The sequence below is a fragment of the Parafrankia elaeagni genome, from assembly GCF_000374165.1.
Taxonomy (GTDB): Bacteria; Actinomycetota; Actinomycetes; order Frankiales; family Frankiaceae; genus Parafrankia; species Parafrankia elaeagni.
The window spans coordinates 66,667-82,464 of sequence record NZ_KB893720.1 but is presented as its reverse complement, the minus strand read 5'-3'; the positions used below and the strand labels follow the sequence as shown (position 1 = coordinate 82,464).

Annotated in this window: 14 protein-coding genes; 11 read left to right on the top strand and 3 right to left on the bottom strand. The window is 69.9% G+C overall.

What is annotated here, in order from left to right; genetic code table 11:
- The first annotated feature begins 2 nt into the window (after positions 1-2).
- From B207_RS0113610 to B207_RS0113595, 4 genes are read left to right on the top strand one after another with little or no spacing between them, the layout of a single operon-like run.
- Positions 3-923, top strand: a complete 921-nt coding sequence (locus B207_RS0113610) for an SCO2523 family variant P-loop protein (RefSeq protein ID WP_018637101.1) — start codon at positions 3-5, stop codon at positions 921-923.
- Complete coding sequence (locus B207_RS0113605; protein WP_018637100.1) at positions 908-1,993, top strand: SCO2522 family protein; 1,086 nt, start codon at positions 908-910, stop codon at positions 1,991-1,993. Before B207_RS0113610 ends, B207_RS0113605 begins: the two co-directional genes overlap by 16 nt.
- On the top strand, positions 1,993-3,084 hold the full coding sequence (locus tag B207_RS0113600) for an SCO2521 family protein (protein WP_018637099.1): 1,092 nt from the start codon (positions 1,993-1,995) through the stop codon (positions 3,082-3,084). Before B207_RS0113605 ends, B207_RS0113600 begins: the two co-directional genes overlap by 1 nt.
- Before the next feature lie 42 nt (positions 3,085-3,126).
- The gene (locus tag B207_RS0113595) at positions 3,127-4,281 is read left to right on the top strand and encodes a hypothetical protein (protein WP_018637098.1); all 1,155 of its coding nucleotides are present in this window, start codon (positions 3,127-3,129) and stop codon (positions 4,279-4,281) included.
- A 13-nt stretch (positions 4,282-4,294) separates the two neighbouring features.
- On the opposite strand, the gene B207_RS0113590 is transcribed toward B207_RS0113595, so the two are convergent.
- Together B207_RS0113590 and B207_RS0113585 are read right to left on the bottom strand one after the other, a co-directional pair.
- Positions 4,295-4,867: a GNAT family N-acetyltransferase gene (locus B207_RS0113590; RefSeq protein WP_035740614.1), complete on the bottom strand. Its 573-nt coding sequence runs from the start codon at positions 4,865-4,867 to the stop codon at positions 4,295-4,297.
- Positions 4,868-4,950: 83 nt separating this feature from the next.
- A complete protein-coding gene (locus tag B207_RS0113585; RefSeq protein ID WP_018637096.1) occupies positions 4,951-5,292 on the bottom strand; it encodes a metallopeptidase family protein in 342 nt (113 codons plus the stop codon).
- Positions 5,293-5,557: 265 nt separating this feature from the next.
- Between B207_RS0113585 and B207_RS0113580 the strand changes: the two genes are divergently transcribed.
- From B207_RS0113580 to B207_RS0113565, 4 genes are all read left to right on the top strand, one after another.
- Positions 5,558-6,526: an NUDIX hydrolase gene (locus B207_RS0113580; RefSeq protein WP_018637095.1), complete on the top strand. Its 969-nt coding sequence runs from the start codon at positions 5,558-5,560 to the stop codon at positions 6,524-6,526.
- On the top strand, positions 6,519-7,715 hold the full coding sequence (locus B207_RS0113575; RefSeq protein ID WP_154675330.1) for a hypothetical protein: 1,197 nt from the start codon (positions 6,519-6,521) through the stop codon (positions 7,713-7,715). The genes B207_RS0113580 and B207_RS0113575 overlap by 8 nt, the downstream gene beginning before the upstream one ends.
- Positions 7,716-7,845: 130 nt before the next feature.
- Positions 7,846-8,862 (top strand): FecR family protein, encoded by a 1,017-nt coding sequence (locus B207_RS0113570; protein WP_018637093.1) that lies wholly within the window; start codon positions 7,846-7,848, stop codon positions 8,860-8,862.
- 37 nt (positions 8,863-8,899) lie between these two features.
- A complete protein-coding gene (locus tag B207_RS0113565) occupies positions 8,900-10,321 on the top strand; it encodes an adenylosuccinate synthetase (protein ID WP_018637092.1) in 1,422 nt (473 codons plus the stop codon).
- Positions 10,322-10,351: 30 nt separating this feature from the next.
- On the opposite strand, the gene B207_RS0113560 is transcribed toward B207_RS0113565, so the two are convergent.
- The gene (locus B207_RS0113560) at positions 10,352-10,789 is read right to left on the bottom strand and encodes a hypothetical protein (RefSeq protein ID WP_018637091.1); all 438 of its coding nucleotides are present in this window, start codon (positions 10,787-10,789) and stop codon (positions 10,352-10,354) included.
- 852 nt (positions 10,790-11,641) lie between these two features.
- On the opposite strand from B207_RS0113560, the gene nifH reads away from it, so the two are divergent.
- The 3 genes from nifH (at position 11,642) to nifK (ending at position 15,638) form a co-directional block, all read left to right on the top strand.
- Positions 11,642-12,511, top strand: coding sequence for a nitrogenase iron protein (nifH, locus tag B207_RS0113555; protein WP_018637090.1), 870 nt, complete (start codon positions 11,642-11,644; stop codon positions 12,509-12,511).
- 44 nt (positions 12,512-12,555) lie between these two features.
- Positions 12,556-14,016: a nitrogenase molybdenum-iron protein alpha chain gene (gene nifD / locus B207_RS0113550; protein WP_018637089.1), complete on the top strand. Its 1,461-nt coding sequence runs from the start codon at positions 12,556-12,558 to the stop codon at positions 14,014-14,016.
- Positions 14,017-14,081: 65 nt separating this feature from the next.
- Positions 14,082-15,638 carry a nitrogenase molybdenum-iron protein subunit beta gene (gene nifK / locus B207_RS0113545; RefSeq protein WP_018637088.1) on the top strand — a complete coding sequence of 519 codons (1,557 nt, stop codon included), beginning with the start codon at positions 14,082-14,084 and terminating at the stop codon, positions 15,636-15,638.
- Positions 15,639-15,798: the final 160 nt, after the last annotated feature.

The following is a 15,798-nucleotide window of genomic DNA, read 5'->3' as shown; positions in this document are numbered from 1 at the left end:
CGATGATCGTTTTCGCGACCTCCGACAAGGGCGGAACCGGCCGCTCCGTGACGAGCTGCAACGTCGCCTACCGGCGGGCGATGCAGGGCAGCGATGTGTGCTATCTCGACTTCGACTTCGGCTCACCCACGTCGGGCGCGATCTTCGGCGTGGAGGCGGCAGGCCAGGGAACGCCCACCGGGCGCGGGCTGCACACCTATCTCGCCGGGGGGACGGCGGAGGCGGAGCAGTTCGACGTCTGGACCCAGTCGACTCTGGGCGGCGGCTGGGCCAGGCCGCTCGGCGCCGGCCGCCTCACCCTCCTGCCCGGTGATGCGGGGGGCGGTGAGTTCCCGGTGAACAAGCAGATGATCCGCCGGTGCACCGACCTTTTTCTCTCCCTGGACGAGGAGTTCGAACTGACCCTCGTCGACCTGAGCGCGGGCCGCTCGTATGCGACCGAGCTGGTCCTGCGAGCCACCGCCGATCCGGTGCTCGCGGCCAAGACAACGCGCTGGCTCGTGTTTCACCGGTGGACACGCCAGCACATCATGGCCGCCTCGGGTCTGGTGCACGGGACGCAGGGAATTCTCGAGACGGGTGTGGAGTACGGGCACCGGAAGCCGGACCTGGAGGACGGCATCCGGTTCGTGCGTACCGCCGTGCTCGAACCCGAATCGCCGCAACTGGCCAGCCTGCGCCCGGAACAGTCCGTGTGGCTGCAGTCCTATGACATCGATCTGCAGAGGCTGGCCGGGAAGATGCGGCTGGGAAGCAGCCTGATGATCGGGTCGATCCCGCTCGATCCCGTCCTGCAGTGGCGGGAGCAGATCATCGTCGAGGACGACATCTCGACCACCCGTATCGCCAACGCGGAGACCGGGCAGGCGTTCGAGGCTCTCGCCGAACGACTGACGGACAAAAGCCTGTGGGAGGGGCTCTGACACCCGTGGAACCGCCGCCCAGCGAGCCGGAGTTCAGCGAGCCGCAGTTCATGGAGCCGTTACCGGGCCAGCCGTCCCCGGCGGCGTCGGCGGCGCCTTCCCCGCGTGCGGTCTTCCGCGAGACGAGCGCGGCCGGGCGCACCGTGGAGGTGCCGCTCGCCCAGCTGTCGGTGGAGCTCGGCCACTTCTACCCGGAGGACTTCCACGAAGGAGCCGGAGCCCTGGCCGCGCACTTCCGCCGGATCGCGCCGTGGGCGGAGCACTCGTCGCTCGGGGCGCTGGCGGGGGCGGCTGGACGTCTCACCAGGGTCAGCACCTGCCTGCTGGTGGATGACTACTCGGAACCGGACGCGTTGCCGCCGCCGGGTGTGGTGCTGCCGGAACTGATCGCGGCCGCCGGTGCTCACGGCCTGGCCATCGACTACATCGCGCGGGAGTCCGCGTGTGTGGAGAACGGGCGGGTACCGCTCGCCCGCCTGGTCGAGAAGGCGCTCATCCCCGATCCGCCGTACGGGACGAACGGGTCGCGCCCGCCGGTACACGAGACCGGCTGGCTGTGTAACGGATCCCGGTCGGCATCCACCGCCGAGGTCCCGGCCATGGGAGGCCGGACACCCTGGCACCCGCCGGCTGAGAACGCCGCCCGCCGGCATTCGGTGTTCCTCGACGCCGAGCTGTGGACGGAGGAACCGGGCCCGGAGAACCAGCTGTGGTCCTGCTCGTTTCTTGCGGCGGTGTGGCAGCTGCTGCGGCTCGGACTGCTGCGGGCGCGGGGGGAGACGGTGGTCAACCCTGTGCCGGTCGACCTCACCGATCTTCCGGACCGCTGGGCGGACTTCCCGGCGATCGGCCGGATGACCCCGAGGGCTGCGCCGTTCTGCGCCTACCGGACGTTCTCCGCGCTCGGGACCGCGTACCTTCCCGTCGAGCACGCCGTGCGGGTGATCCTCGGGCAGGTCGGCATCGACCCGGCCGCCCTGGCATCCACGGTGCGACGGGCTGCGGAGGAAGGCCTCAGTGTGCCGGCCGAGCCCGCCGACCGGCTCACCTATCTCTTCCTGAGCCGCTGATGCCCGCCTCGACGCGACCGGCCCCCGCGCGGGCGCGTGCCGGGCCGGCTCCAACGGAGAATCTGGACGTCCTCGTCGGCGAGGTCCGGACCACCCTGCTGCAGAACTCGCACCAGGTCGGCGCGGACACCGTTGCCCGGCTCCTTGATCTGGATCCAGGCCGCCGGGTCCTCCGTGCGACCAGACCCTTCACCCACGCGGTGTCACCGGACGAACAGGTGGGCGTGCACTGCCCGCTTCCCACCGGCTCGGGCACCCGGGCGGACGGGGTGGGAACCGTCCTGGCCCGGGCATCCGTCACCGGCGGGATCATCCTGCAGGCATCGGCGTGGGCCCGCCTCGTCCGGGCAGCCGGCGAACGCCGGCTGCCGTGGTCGCACTACCTGACGAACCCGGGGACCATCGAGGTCGGCGCGCGCTGCGGCGCGTCGGACCTGACCACGGGCTTCCTGCGGGACTCCGCGCGGTCGTCCCCGGCCGTCGGCCCTGCCCGCGAGTACCTCGATCTCGGCGCTGTCGTGAACCGACTGCTCAATCAGGTGCAACGCATGCCTTACATCGACCGGGTAACGATGTTGCGGGCACGCCGGACAAGACTGCGGTTCGCCGTAACCTGGCGGTCTCCGGATTCCGGTGAGCTGGCAGAATCACCGGATATTGAACTCGTTGTCCACGACGAGACGTCGCGGACATTACGACTACGGCTGCCGGCATCGATCAGCGATCCGGCCGAGGCGGTGGTTGCCTGCGAGGATCTCGCTCTGCACGACTGGCTGCTGACCACCGTCGCGAATCTGATGGAGAACAGCAGAATCGGTGTCGATCCGGCCGCCGAGGTGGTGGCCCGCATCCGCCCGGCCGTCGACCATCTGCTCCACCTGTGGATGCCGGGAGCCAGAGTCGCCGAGGACCTGGGCTGGATGTGGGCCGCACTCGAGCGCCGTCCCGGCTTCTCCCGCCAGTGGACGAGCCTTCGCGGCCAGATCCAGAACCAGTTGCTCCTGGCTGTGCTCGAAAAGCCGGCCGCGGCGCCGGCCCACGGAAACCTGGTCTTCCAGGACGGTGTCGAGGGGCTTTCCCACCGGGCCTGAACCGGTACTGGCGGCCGACCGAACGGGGTGGACGTGCCTGCTTTGAGAATCGTCAGGGAGATCGCGCTGGCGCTGGCCACCGGTGGCGCCACCTTTCTGATCAGTTACCTGCTCGACGGGGAGATGACCTGGACGACGATGCTCTCGGTCTTCATCGGCGGTGTCGTGCTGGTCGTACATCATCTGGCGTCCCTGGAGGACCGGATGGAGACCGTCGTACTGGGGCAGGAGCAGCGCCTGGGCGTCTTCGCCCAGCTGGTGACCAGCGAGCTCGACACGACACGGCAGACGGTCACGCGGCGGCTGGACCGGGTCGACCGCGGGGCACGCCTGCTGGAGTCACTGGAGAACTCGGCGGTGGAGACGGCGGTGCCCAACTCCCGGCCCATCAGCGGGCTGATCGAGCGGGCGGCACGGTTCGTCCCGCCGGCGCCCGTTCTCGGTCGTCTGGTGACCGAGGAGATCCGGGCGCTGAACGAACTGCTGCGCGGGCTGGAAGGTGATTCGGTGAGCTGCCCGGGTGAGGACCGCGACTGGCTGCTGACCCTCACCCGCACCACCCGGCGCACGATTTCCGCCACCAGCACGACGACCGCCGACGGCGGGCGGCGCAGCTTCAGCGACGGGTTCTGGAAAAGCGAACTCGGCCGCGCCTACCTGATGGCGCAGCGGGAGGCGGTCGCCCGCGGCGTGAACGTCCGCCGGGTCTTCATTCTGAACAACGAGAAAATTCTCCGCAACGCCGACTTCCTGAAGATCTGCGACGAGCAGCGGGCTGCCGGCATCAAGGTCCACAGCGTCGTCGTTCCCGGCGGATCACAACTCGGCCGGGCGGTGACCGGCTGGCGCAACACCTTCCGTGACTTCATTCTCTTCGACGACGAGGTCAGCTACGAGGTGGAGGTCGGGGCACTGCCGGGCTCGAGTATCACCAGCACCAACCTCTGGTTCGACCGGACCCGCATCGGCGAGCGGATCGAGCTTTTCAACGACATCTGGGCGGAGGCCGAGGCCGCCGAGGCCGCGGGAAACGCGGCGGCGAGCGGTGCGGCCGGTTCAGGCGGTTCAGGCGGCGCGGCCGGTTCAGGCGGTGCGGCCGGTTCAGGCGGTGCGGCCGGTTCAGGCGGTGCGGCCGGTTCAGGCGGTGCGGCCGGTTCAGGCGGTGCGGCCGGTTCGGGTGCCGGCGCGGGCACCTGAGCCACGGGGCCGGCTACACCGTGCGGGTGGGCGGGGGGAGGAAGCGGTGCATCACGTAGAGGTCGACATCTCCCTGCCACGGGTGGCGGAACGCCGCGGGCAGCGTGCCGACCACCCGGAACGACAGTGATCGCCAGAGTGCGACCAGTCGGGTGTTGGCGGCCACCACGGCGTTGAGCTGCATCGCGTGGTAGCCGAGGTCCGCGGCGTGATCGATCATGCCCTCGCCAGCGGCCCGGCCGATGCCCTGCGCGCCGGTGGGCCCGTGGTATCCGCCGGGCCCGAAAGCGCCGCCGCCGAGGTTGACCAGGGCGGGGTCGACGAGGAGCTGGGCGAGCGCCACGTGGTTGCCGAGGTCCGGCTGACTCGGGACGAGCAGCGCAGTGGCGACCACCCGCGTCGAGGCAGGCCCGTCGTCGACCTCCATGACCAGCACCTCGGCGGGCGCGGGCAGCATCCACAGCCCTCGGGCGCGGGCCTCCCCGGTGTCGGGATCCCACAGGCACGTCTCACCCTCGGCGACGACTGCGTGCCACACCGGCCAGATGGCCGGCCAGTCGTCCTCCGCTGCCCGACGTGTCCGCACCATCCGATCCTGCCCGGCAATGTCGGTAAGTGTGGGCTCAGCGTTCCTCCATGGGTGCTGCTAAGAGCAGGATCGGTCTCGGCTCAGCTCCACCCGAGCTCATGCAGGCGCGCGTCGTCGATGCCGAAGTGGTGGGCGATCTCGTGAATCACCGTGATCCGCACCTCGCGCACCACGTCCTCCTCTGATGCGCTCATGGCACAGATCGGCATCCGGTAGATGGTGATCCGGTCGGGGAGCACGCCGCTGTACCAGTCGCCCCGCTCGGTGAGCGGCACCCCTTCGTAGAGGCCGAGCACGCCGTCCTCGGAGTCGTCCTCGACGAGGACGGCCACGTTGCGCATCTGCCGTCCCAGCTCGGGCGGCAGGCTGTCGAGCGCGGTGACGACCAGCTCCTCGAACCGCTCCGGGCTGACGGCGTCCACAGATCCATCCTGCCCGTACCGGCGGCTCCGTGCGGTCTCGCCGGGCGTCCGGCGAGGTGTCGCCTGGCGAGGGTGTCGCCCGCGGGACAGCGCCGGGTGCGGTCGAGGGCTTGTCCGCCGGACGCCCACCCGGTTAATCTCACATCTAGAAAATCTCGTAATGAGATGAACTGTCGGATGTCGGTGGGCCGGCGGGGCGCGTCGCGGGGGGCGAGCCTGGCACGGAGGTCCCGCCGGCACCTGCCGGAAGCGAAGGCGGTGAACCATGCCGGAGGTCGAGGCCGGACCGACCCGTCCGCGGGCGGGCGGCGGGTACGACCCGAGCACCTATGACCCGCGGGCTTTCGACCCGGTCGCGGTGACGGTGGATGTCGTGGCGCTGACGATGCGGGAGCGGAGACTGCACGTCCTGCTCGTGCGCCGGGGCGAGGAGCCCTTCGCGGGCCGCTGGGCACTGCCCGGCGGGTTCGTCCGCCCGCGCCCGGGCGGGGCAGGGCATTCCCTCGAGGAGGATCTTCCCGAGGCCGCGGCCCGTGAGCTGGTCGAGGAGACCGGGCTGACAGCGGTGGAGGCCGACGCGCGGCCACCCGACGGACTTCCCGACGGACTTCCCGACGAACCACCCGACGAACCGGGTGCTGTCCGGCCCGCCGGATCGACGCGGGTGCACCTGGAGCAGCTCGGCACCTACGGCACCCCGGGCCGGGACCCGCGGATGCGGGTGATCTCGGTCGCCTATCTCGCCTTCGCGCCGGACCTGCCGGACCCGACCGCGGGCGGCGACGCGGCGGCGGCCGCCTGGCTGCCGCTGGCGACCGGGTCGGGCGGCGTGGCGTTCGACACCTCCGTGGTCGGTGACGTGGCGTTCGACGCCGTGCTGCCGGGTGATCTGGCCTTCGACCACGGTCGGATCCTCGCCGACGGGGTCGAGCGGGCCCGATCGAAGATCGAGTACACGCCGCTGGCGACAGCGTTCGTCGGCGAACAGTTCACCATCACCGAGCTGCGTGAGGTCTACACCACGGTCTGGGGCCGGCCGCCGCACGCCGCGAACTTCCACCGCAAGGTCCTGTCGGTGCCGGGCTTCCTGGAGGACACCGGGACCACCACCGAACGCGGTGGCAGCCGCGGCGGGCGCCGGGCCCGGCTGTACCGGGCGGGGCCCGCGAAGCTGCTGTACCCGGCGCTGCTGCGGCCGTCCGGGCCCGAAGCGGGCGGTGCGGGCGATGCCTGAGCCTGCCGTCCCGGCCAGCCTCGACGACGTGTTGCGCCTGCTGAGGGACGTACCGGCGACGGCCGGGCGGGAGGATCTCGTCGGGTTGTTCGGGCCCACGCCAGGGGTGGGAGGCTACCGGCGGCTGGCCCGGCTGGTGCATCCCGACCGGGCGCCGGCGGGCAGCGCGGGTGCCGCGACCGACGGGTTCGTCCGGCTCGGTGAGCTGTGGACTCGCTACCAGCAGCTCGAGGACGACGGGGACGGGACGGCAGTCCTTCGTACCGGGCGTCACACGTACACGTTGCGGACGTCGCGCCGCCGCGCGGCCCAGGGGCCGGACGGGCCCGTAGGTGGGTCCGCCGGGTCCGCCGGGGCCGCCGGGTCCGTCGTCGAAGGTGACGTAGCCCGCCTGCACCCGGCCGAATGCCGGTCGGTCGTGGGCGGAGCGGCCCACGAGGTGCTGCTCAAGATCCCGCGTTCCGGTGCGGACAACGATCTGATGGAGCGGGAGGCGGCCGCGCTGGGTCGGCTCGCCCGCCAGGGCGACCGGCGTTTCGCCGCCTACGCGCCCCGGCTGGTCGAGTCGTTCCTGCACGCCCCCGGGGATGAGGCCGCGGCGGGCACAGCCGGAGCGCGGCGGGTCAACGCCCTCGGGCGGCTCGACGGTTTCTGCTCGCTCAGCCGGATCCGCGCCGCCTACCCGCAGGGGGTCGACCCGCGGGACGTCGCCTGGATGTGGCGCCGGCTGCTGGTGGCCCTCGGCTACGCCCACCGCGCCGGGGTGCTGCACGGCGCTGTCGTCCCCGACCACATCCTCATCCACCCTGACCTGCACGGACTCGTGCTGGTCGACTGGTGCTACAGCGTTGTCCGGGGTGGCGGCACCGGGGTGAGCGGGGCCCGGGTGCCGGCCGTCGTCCCGGGCTTCGAGCAGATGTACCCGCCGGAGGTGCCGGCGCGGCAGCCGCCCGACGAGGCGACGGACATCTATCTCGCCACCCGCTGCATGACCTTCCTGCTCGGACCGGACGTCCCGGTTCCGCTGCGGCGGTTCGCGCAGGGCTGCACCCGGCAGGCCGCCGCGCGCCGGCCGCATGACGCCTGGCGGCTGCTCGGCGAGCTGGACGAGTTGCTGGAACGACTGTTCGGACCGCGTCGCTTCAGAACGTTCCGCCTCCCACCCCTGCCGGCGGGAAGCCCGGCGTGAGCCGTCGGCCGACGAGGAAGCCGTCGGCCGACGAGGAAGCCGACGGCCACCGAGGAAACCGACGGCCACCGAAGAAACCGACGATCACTGACGAGAACCGGATCCGTTCCGGGAAGGCGGGAGAGACACCATGGGCAGCGGCTACTGGTCGACCGACGTGTACGCGGCGGCCGCGGGCTACCGTGCCCGCAGCGGGGCGAGCGCGTTCGAGTACAGCGACTCGATGCGGGCGAGCAGCCGGCGCAGCTGGAAGGCGCACCCCGACCTGGACCCGTGGCTGGTCACAGCCCGGGAGAGCCGGGACAGCGAGGACCATCCCGACAGCCTGGCCATCGCTGTCCTGTTCGACGTGACGGGGTCGATGGGCCAGGTCCCGCGCACCCTGCAGACCCGGCTGCCGGAGCTGCACGGACTGCTGCTGCGCAAGGGCTATGCGCGGCATCCGCAGATCCTCTTCGGCGGCATCGGGGACGCGACCTGCGACCGGGTTCCCCTGCAGGTCGGCCAGTTCGAGTCGGACAACCGGATGGACGACCAGCTCGGCGCGATGATGCTCGAGGGCGGCGGCGGCGGCCAGAAACACGAGTCCTACGAGCTGGCGATGTACTTCATGGCCCGCCACACCTCGACGGACTGTTTCGAGCGGCGCGGCCAGCGGGGCTACCTGTTCATCGTCGGCGACGAGCTGCCCTACAACCGGGTGATGCCGAGCCAGGTCGCGGCCGTGGTCGGCGACCAGCTGGCGGAGAGCATCCCGGTCGAGCAGATCGTCGCCGAGCTGGAGCGTCGCTACAACGTGTACTTCATTCTGCCGGCCGGGACGTCCTACGCCGGTGACCGGGAGGTGATCGGCACCTGGCGCGGGCTGCTCGGCGAGCGGGTGCTGGAGCTGGACGACCTCGACGCCGTGTGCGAGACGATCGCGCTGACCATCGGGATCAACGAGGGGTCCATCGACCTCGACGCAGGGCTCGACCACCTGCGGGACGTCGGCGCGCAGCGGGCGGCACCCAGCGTCGGGCGGGCACTGGCCCGGTACGCCCGCACCGCCACCTCCCGCAACACCCGTGCCGTGGTCGCCCGCGGCGCCCGCGCGCTGAACACCCGGGTAGCCGAGGCCGACGGCCCCGGCATCGCCCGCCTCTGAGCGGACGAAGGCTGTGGCACCAGGGCGGACATCCGCTGTGACCTGGCCGAACGGGGACGGGGCCGGGCCGGGCGACCACGTCATCGTCGCCGATCTCGGTTTCGGCGACGCGGGCAAGGGCACGGTGGTCGACTGGCTGTGCGCCCGGGCGGCCGCCGCCGGGCGGGTGCCGGCGGTGGTGCGTTTCAACGGCGGCGCCCAGGCGGCGCACAACGTCGTGACCGACGACGGCCGGCATCACACCTTCGCCCAGTTCGGCGCGGGTTCCTTCACCGCCGGCTGCGCGACGCACCTGGCCAGCACCGTGCTCGTCGACCCGTTCGCGCTGGTCGCGGAGGCCGCGCACCTGGAGTCAGTGGGAGTGCCCGACCCGTTCGGGCGGCTGACGGTCGACGGCGACGCCCTGCTCACCACGCCCTACCACGCGGTGGTGAACCAGGCCCGCGAGCTGGCACGCGGAGCGGGGGCGCACGGATCGTGCGGGATGGGGATCGGCGAGACGGTCTCCTACGCGCAGGCCCGGCCCGATGCCGCGCCGCGGGTCGCCGACTGCGCGGCCGTGAATCCGTCCCGGCTGCGCCGCCGGCTGCACGAGCTCCGCGACTGGACGAACGCCGAGCTGACCAGCCTGGGCAGGCTGGCAGGGCCCGGTGCGCTGGACGAGCTGCCGGCGGTACCGGAGGTCGAGGACGTAGTGGCGGTCCTGCGCGCCTTCGGCCAGACCGCGCGGATCGTGGACGGTTCCTGGCTGCGTGTGCTGTGCGCCCGCGGGCCGGTGGTGTTCGAGGGGGCGCAGGGCGTGCTGCTCGACGAGTGGCACGGCTTCCATCCGTACACGACCTGGTCGACGACGACACCGGCCAACGCCGAGGAGCTGCTGGCGGAGGTGGGTCTGCGCGGCGCGGCCCGGCGGCTCGGGGTCGTCCGCTGTTACACGACGCGGCACGGGCCCGGCCCGCTGGTGACCCAGGACGCCGAGCTGGCCGCGGTGCTGCCGGACGCCCACAACGGGACCGGCAGGTGGCAGGGGCGGTTCCGGGTGGGGCACTTCGACGCGGTCGCGCACCGGTACGCGGTCGACGCGGCGGGTGGCGTGGACGCGGTGGCCCTGACCCATCTGGATGTGGCCGCACGGCTGCCGCTGCGGCTGGCGTTCTGCCCCGGCTACCGGATCGACGGGGAATGCGTGCGCCGGCTGGAGCCCGGGCCGCCCGGCGATCTGGAGCGGCAGGCGGCGCTCACGGAGCGGCTGGCCCGGGCCGAGCCGCTGCCCGGCGTGCGGGTCGCGCCCGAGGAGTGGCCCGATCGGGTGGCGGCGGCACTGGGGGCGCCGGTGACCCTGGCCTCGTACGGCCCGCGGGCCGCGGACAAGATGTTCCTCCCGGCCGGGCGGGGTACTGCGGCACCCGCGGCCGGGCCCGGTGGACGCCACGCGCGCCTCGTGACCACCGGGCCCTGACCGTGGGGCCAGGGGATCCCCTGCGGTTGGTCAGTGCAGGGGACCCATGCAGTCCTTGCACCGCTCGCTGAGGATGGACAGGAGCTCGACCGCCTTGATCGAGGCGTCCCGCACCTTGGCAAGATCCTGTGAGGAGTTCAGCCGGAGCAACGCTGACTCCGCGCCGTCGGAGGCACCTTCGCTGAGCGCCTCGACGATCTCCGCTGCCGGGGTGCCGTACTGGTACAACAGGACCTGCTTGTCCTGATACGAGGGCAGCTCGGCGGGGAGGTGGCCGAGGCCGACTCCGGCGAGCTTGCGGCTGAGGATCTGCCGTACATTGTTGCCTAGCCGGCCGTAACCGCCTATCTCCCGCAGGACTGCCATGTCGATGCGATAGACACCGTTGTTGCCGACGACCGCGGTGCGCAGGTCTTCCCATGAGATGGGCGAGCCGGACCAGGCGTCGACGGCCTGAGCTTCCGTCACTTCCTACCGTCCTGGCTTTCGGTACCGCTGCGGATGGGCACGAGCTCTTCTCTGGTGCTGTCTGCCGATGTTGTCGGGCCGGTGTTGCCAGGTGCTTTTATCCCCGTGTGCGCGAGGCAACGCTATCCGACCCACCGGGCCTGGTCCAGAACCGCCGGTCGGGCCTGGTTTCCGAGACGTAAATCCCGTCGTGACCCGCTTCCGGGTATGTCCCGCGGAGGGTGCCGCGACGAGGGCTGTGGCTCCCGGAACCCGTAGTCGGGACAACAATCCACCGTGAACGCGGATCGGTTGGTGATGGCATTCCGCAAATGCGGATGTCGTCGGTTCAGGTCGACGCAGATGCGGCAGTAGGCGGATATCTTCGCTCCGTAGTTCTGTGTTTCACGTCATATCGCGGCCAGGATATCCGAGGCGGTCACCAGCGAGGATACTCCCGGTTAACGGGGCGCTGATCCGGGGGAAACCGGATCCGGCACCGTGCGGGGATCCCCGGCGAGTCCTGTGCCGGCACTTCTGCTAAGGCTCGTGCCGCCGCACGTGCAGGTCGCGGCCTCCTTCGTGGTCGGCCGGAAAAATTTTTCCTCAGAATTTTCCCGTGGATTTTTCTACATTCTTTCCTGGGAGTTCTTCTCGCAGGTCAGAGGCTCGATTTCATGTTAACGGGCCAGTTACCGACGTACATGCTTCCGAAATGAATGCGTCCTACGGTTCCTAGACATCGCGGCAAGCCGGGCGGACGAGCTACCAACGCCCATTCGGTCCGGGGCCACGACCGCGACCGATATCCGGCCCGCGGGACGCAATGTGCGAAACCGCACCTGCGTACCCAGGCTCCAGGAGGAGAAAGCAATGCGCCAGATCGCGTTCTACGGCAAGGGTGGTATTGGCAAGTCCACCACCCAGCAGAACACCATGGCTGCCATGGCCGAGATGGGCCGTCGGGTCATGATCGTCGGCTGCGACCCCAAGGCTGACTCGACCCGCCTCATCCTGCACTCGAAGGCCCAGACCTCGGTCATCCAGCTCGCTGCCGAGAAGGGGTCCGTCGAGGACCTGGAGCTCGACGAGGTCCTGGTCGAGGGCCAGTGGGGCATCAAGTGCGTCGAGTCCGGTGGCCCGGAGCCGGGTGTCGGCTGCGCCGGCCGCGGTGTCATCACCTCCATCACGTACCTGGAGGAGGCCGGCGCCTACGAGAACCTCGACTTCGTCACCTACGACGTCCTCGGTGACGTTGTCTGCGGTGGCTTCGCGATGCCGATCCGCCAGGGCAAGGCCCAGGAGATCTACATCGTGACCTCCGGCGAGATGATGGCGATGTACGCGGCGAACAACATCGCCCGCGGCATCCTCAAGTACGCGCACTCCGGTGGCGTCCGCCTCGGTGGCCTCATCTGCAACAGCCGCAAGACCGACCGCGAGGACGAGCTGATCATGGAGCTCGCCCGCCGTCTCAACACCCAGATGATCCACTTCATCCCGCGTAACAACGTCGTGCAGCACGCCGAGCTCCGCCGGATGACGGTCATCGAGTACGACGAGAAGAACTCGCAGGCCGACGAGTACCGCGCGCTGGCCAAGAAGATCGACGAGAACGAGATGAAGACCATCCCGACTCCGATCACCATGGACGAGCTCGAGGAGCTCCTCATCGAGTTCGGGATCATGGCGCAGGAAGACGAGAGCGTCATCGGCAAGAAGGCCGACGCGACCATCGCCTGACTCCGATCACCGGCTCTGAAACCGTCGAGGATGAGGTCCCGATCATGACGACGACGCCGACCCCGCCGCGGGCCGAGACCGAGGCGATGATCGCCGAAGTCCTGTCGCACTACCCCGCGAAGGCGGCCAAGTTCCGGGCCAAGCACATCAAGGCCAACGACCCCGAGGGGTCGAAGGAGTGCGAGGTCAAGTCCAACATCAAGTCCCGCCCCGGAGTCATGACGATCCGCGGGTGCGCCTACGCCGGCTCCAAGGGCGTGGTGTGGGGTCCGGTGAAGGACCTGGTCACCATCAGCCACGGCCCCGTCGGCTGCGGCCAGTACTCCTGGGCCACCCGGCGTAACTACGCCCGCGGCCCCTGGGGCGTCACCAACTTCGCCGCGATGCAGATCACCACGGACTTCCAGGAGAAGGACATCGTCTTCGGCGGTGACCCCAAGCTGGAGAAGGTCTGCGACGAGATCAACGAGCTGTTCCCGCTGGCCAAGGGCATGTCGATTCAGTCCGAGTGCCCGATCGGTCTGATCGGCGACGACATCGAGGCCGTGGCCCGCACCGCGACGAAGAAGCTCGAGAAGCCGGTCATCCCGGTCCGCTGCGAGGGCTTCCGCGGTGTCTCCCAGTCCCTGGGGCACCACATCGCCAACGACGCCGTCCGTGACCACGTGCTCGGCACCGGTGGCGAGTCGTTCAAGGAGACCCCGTACGACGTCGCGCTCATCGGCGACTACAACATCGGCGGCGACGCCTGGGCCTCGCGGCGGATTCTCGAGGACATGGGCCTGCGGGTCATCGCCCAGTGGTCCGGTGACGGCACGCTGAACGAGATGGCCTCGACGCACCTGTCGAAGCTGAACCTGATCCACTGCTACCGCTCCATGAACTACATCTGCACCACCATGGAGGAGCGTTACGGCACTCCGTGGATCGAGTTCAACTTCTTCGGCCCGACGAAGATCATCACCTCGATGCGGGCCATCGCGGCCAAGTTCGACGAGACGATCCAGGCGAAGACCGAGGCTGCGATCGCGCGTTACCAGAAGCGCTTCGACGAGATCACGGCGGCGTTCAAGCCGCGCCTCGACGGCAAGCGCGTCATGCTCGCCGTCGGCGGCCTGCGCCCCCGCCACACGATCGGCGCCTACGAGGACCTCGGCATGGAGGTCGTCGGCACCGGTTACGAGTTCGCGCACAAGGACGACTACACCCGCACGTACGCCGAGCTCAAGGAAGGCGTCGTTCTCTACGACGACCCGACGGCGTTCGAGCTGGAGGAGTTCGCCAAGCGGATGAAGCCGGACCTCATGGGTGCGGGCGTCAAGGAGAAGTACGTCTTCCACAAGATGGGCATTCCCTTCCGCCAGATGCACTCCTGGGACTACTCCGGGCCGTACCACGGCGTGGACGGCTTCGCGGTCTTCGCCCGCGACATGGACATCGCGATCAACAGCCCGACCTGGGACCTCATGGAGACCCCCTGGTCCAAGGCTGGAGAGGTCTTCTGACCCGAAGATCGGCTCCGCCGGCGACCGCCGGTGGTCATCAGTCACGGTAGAAAGGAGGATGTCCGGTGACGACAACTCCCGAGACAGGTAGTCACATACCGCTGAAGGTCCTCGACCACAGCGAGCTGTTCAAGGACGAGGTCTACCAGAAGCAGTTCGAGGGCAAGGGCGAGTTCGAGAACGGCAGCGACGCCGCCGAGGTCACCCGGGTTCTGGAGTGGACCCGCGGCTGGGAGTACCGGGAGAAGAACTTCGCCCGGGAGGCGCTGACCGTCAACCCGGCCAAGGCCTGCCAGCCGCTCGGCGCGGTGCTCGCGGGCCTCGGGTTCGAGGGCACGCTGCCCATCGTGCACGGGTCGCAGGGCTGCGTTGCTTACTTCCGCAGCCACTTCGCCCGGCACTTCAAGGAGCCCGTCCCGGCGGCCTCCACGTCCATGACCGAGGACGCCGCGGTCTTCGGCGGTCTCAGCAACCTGGTCGAGGCGCTGGGTAACGCCAACGCGCTCTACAAGCCGAAGATGGTCGCGCTCAGCACCACCTGCATGGCCGAGGTCATCGGCGAGGACCTCTTCGCCTACATCGGCGCGGCGAAGGAGCAGGAGGTGATCCCGCAGGACTACCCGGTGCCGTACGCCCACACGCCGAGTTTCGTGGGATCGCACCTGACCGGGTACGACAGCATGCTCAAGGGCATTCTGGAGAACCTGACGAAGACTCCGGACGCCAAGGAGCCGGAGACCGGTGGGAAGCCTCGGCTGAGCATCATCCCCGGTTTCGAGACCTACATCGGCAACCTGCGCGAGTACCGGCGGATCCTCGAGCTGATGGGGGTCGACCCCCTGATCCTCGGCGACCACTCCGCCGCGCTCGACTCGCCGGCCACCGGCGAGTACGACCTCTACCCGGGTGGCACGCGCCTCGCGGACGCCGCCACGGCCAAGTTCAGCCGTGCCACGGTGGCCCTGCAGACGACGACCACCCGCAAGACGGTCGAACTGATCAGGGAAGTGTGGAAGCAGGACACGGTCGTGCTGGAGACCCCGATCGGGGTCCGCGGCACCGACCAGTTCCTGACCGAGATCGCCCGGCTCACCGGCCTGGAGATCCCGGCCGAGCTCACCGTCGAGCGCGGCCGGCTGGTCGACGCCCTGACCGACTCGCACGCCTACCTTCACGGCAAGCGGGTCGCCATCGCGGGCGACCCCGACCTGGTCATCGCCCTGACCCGGTTCGTGCTCGAGCTCGGCATGGTCCCGGTGCACCTGCTCAGCACGAACGCCGACAAGGACTTCAAGCCCCGCATGGAGAAGGTGCTGGCGGCGAGCAAGTTCGGCGACGCGGCCACCGTCTGGCCGGAGAAGGACCTGTGGCACCTGCGGTCGCTGGTCTTCACCGAGCCGGTCGACCTGCTCATCGGCAGCACCTACCTGAAGTACATCTCCAGGGAGGCGAACGTCCCGCTGGTGCGGGTCGGGTTCCCGATCTTCGACCGGCACCACCTGCACCGCTTCCCGATCGTGGGATACGAGGGCGGGCTGCACCTGCTCACCCAGCTGGTCAACACCGTGCTGGACGAGCTGGACCGCACCAGTCCTGACCATAGCTTCGACGCCGTGCGCTGAGTCCCGCCCGGGGGATGCCTCCTGAGCATCCGGCATCCCCCGGACGGAACGCACGGCCTTCCCGGTGGTCGGTCGGCTGTGGCCCCACACCCCCCGCTCGGCCGGGGCCCCGGCCCGCGCGCTGGGACCGCGCCCCCCGCGTCGCATGCGGCCGACGCCC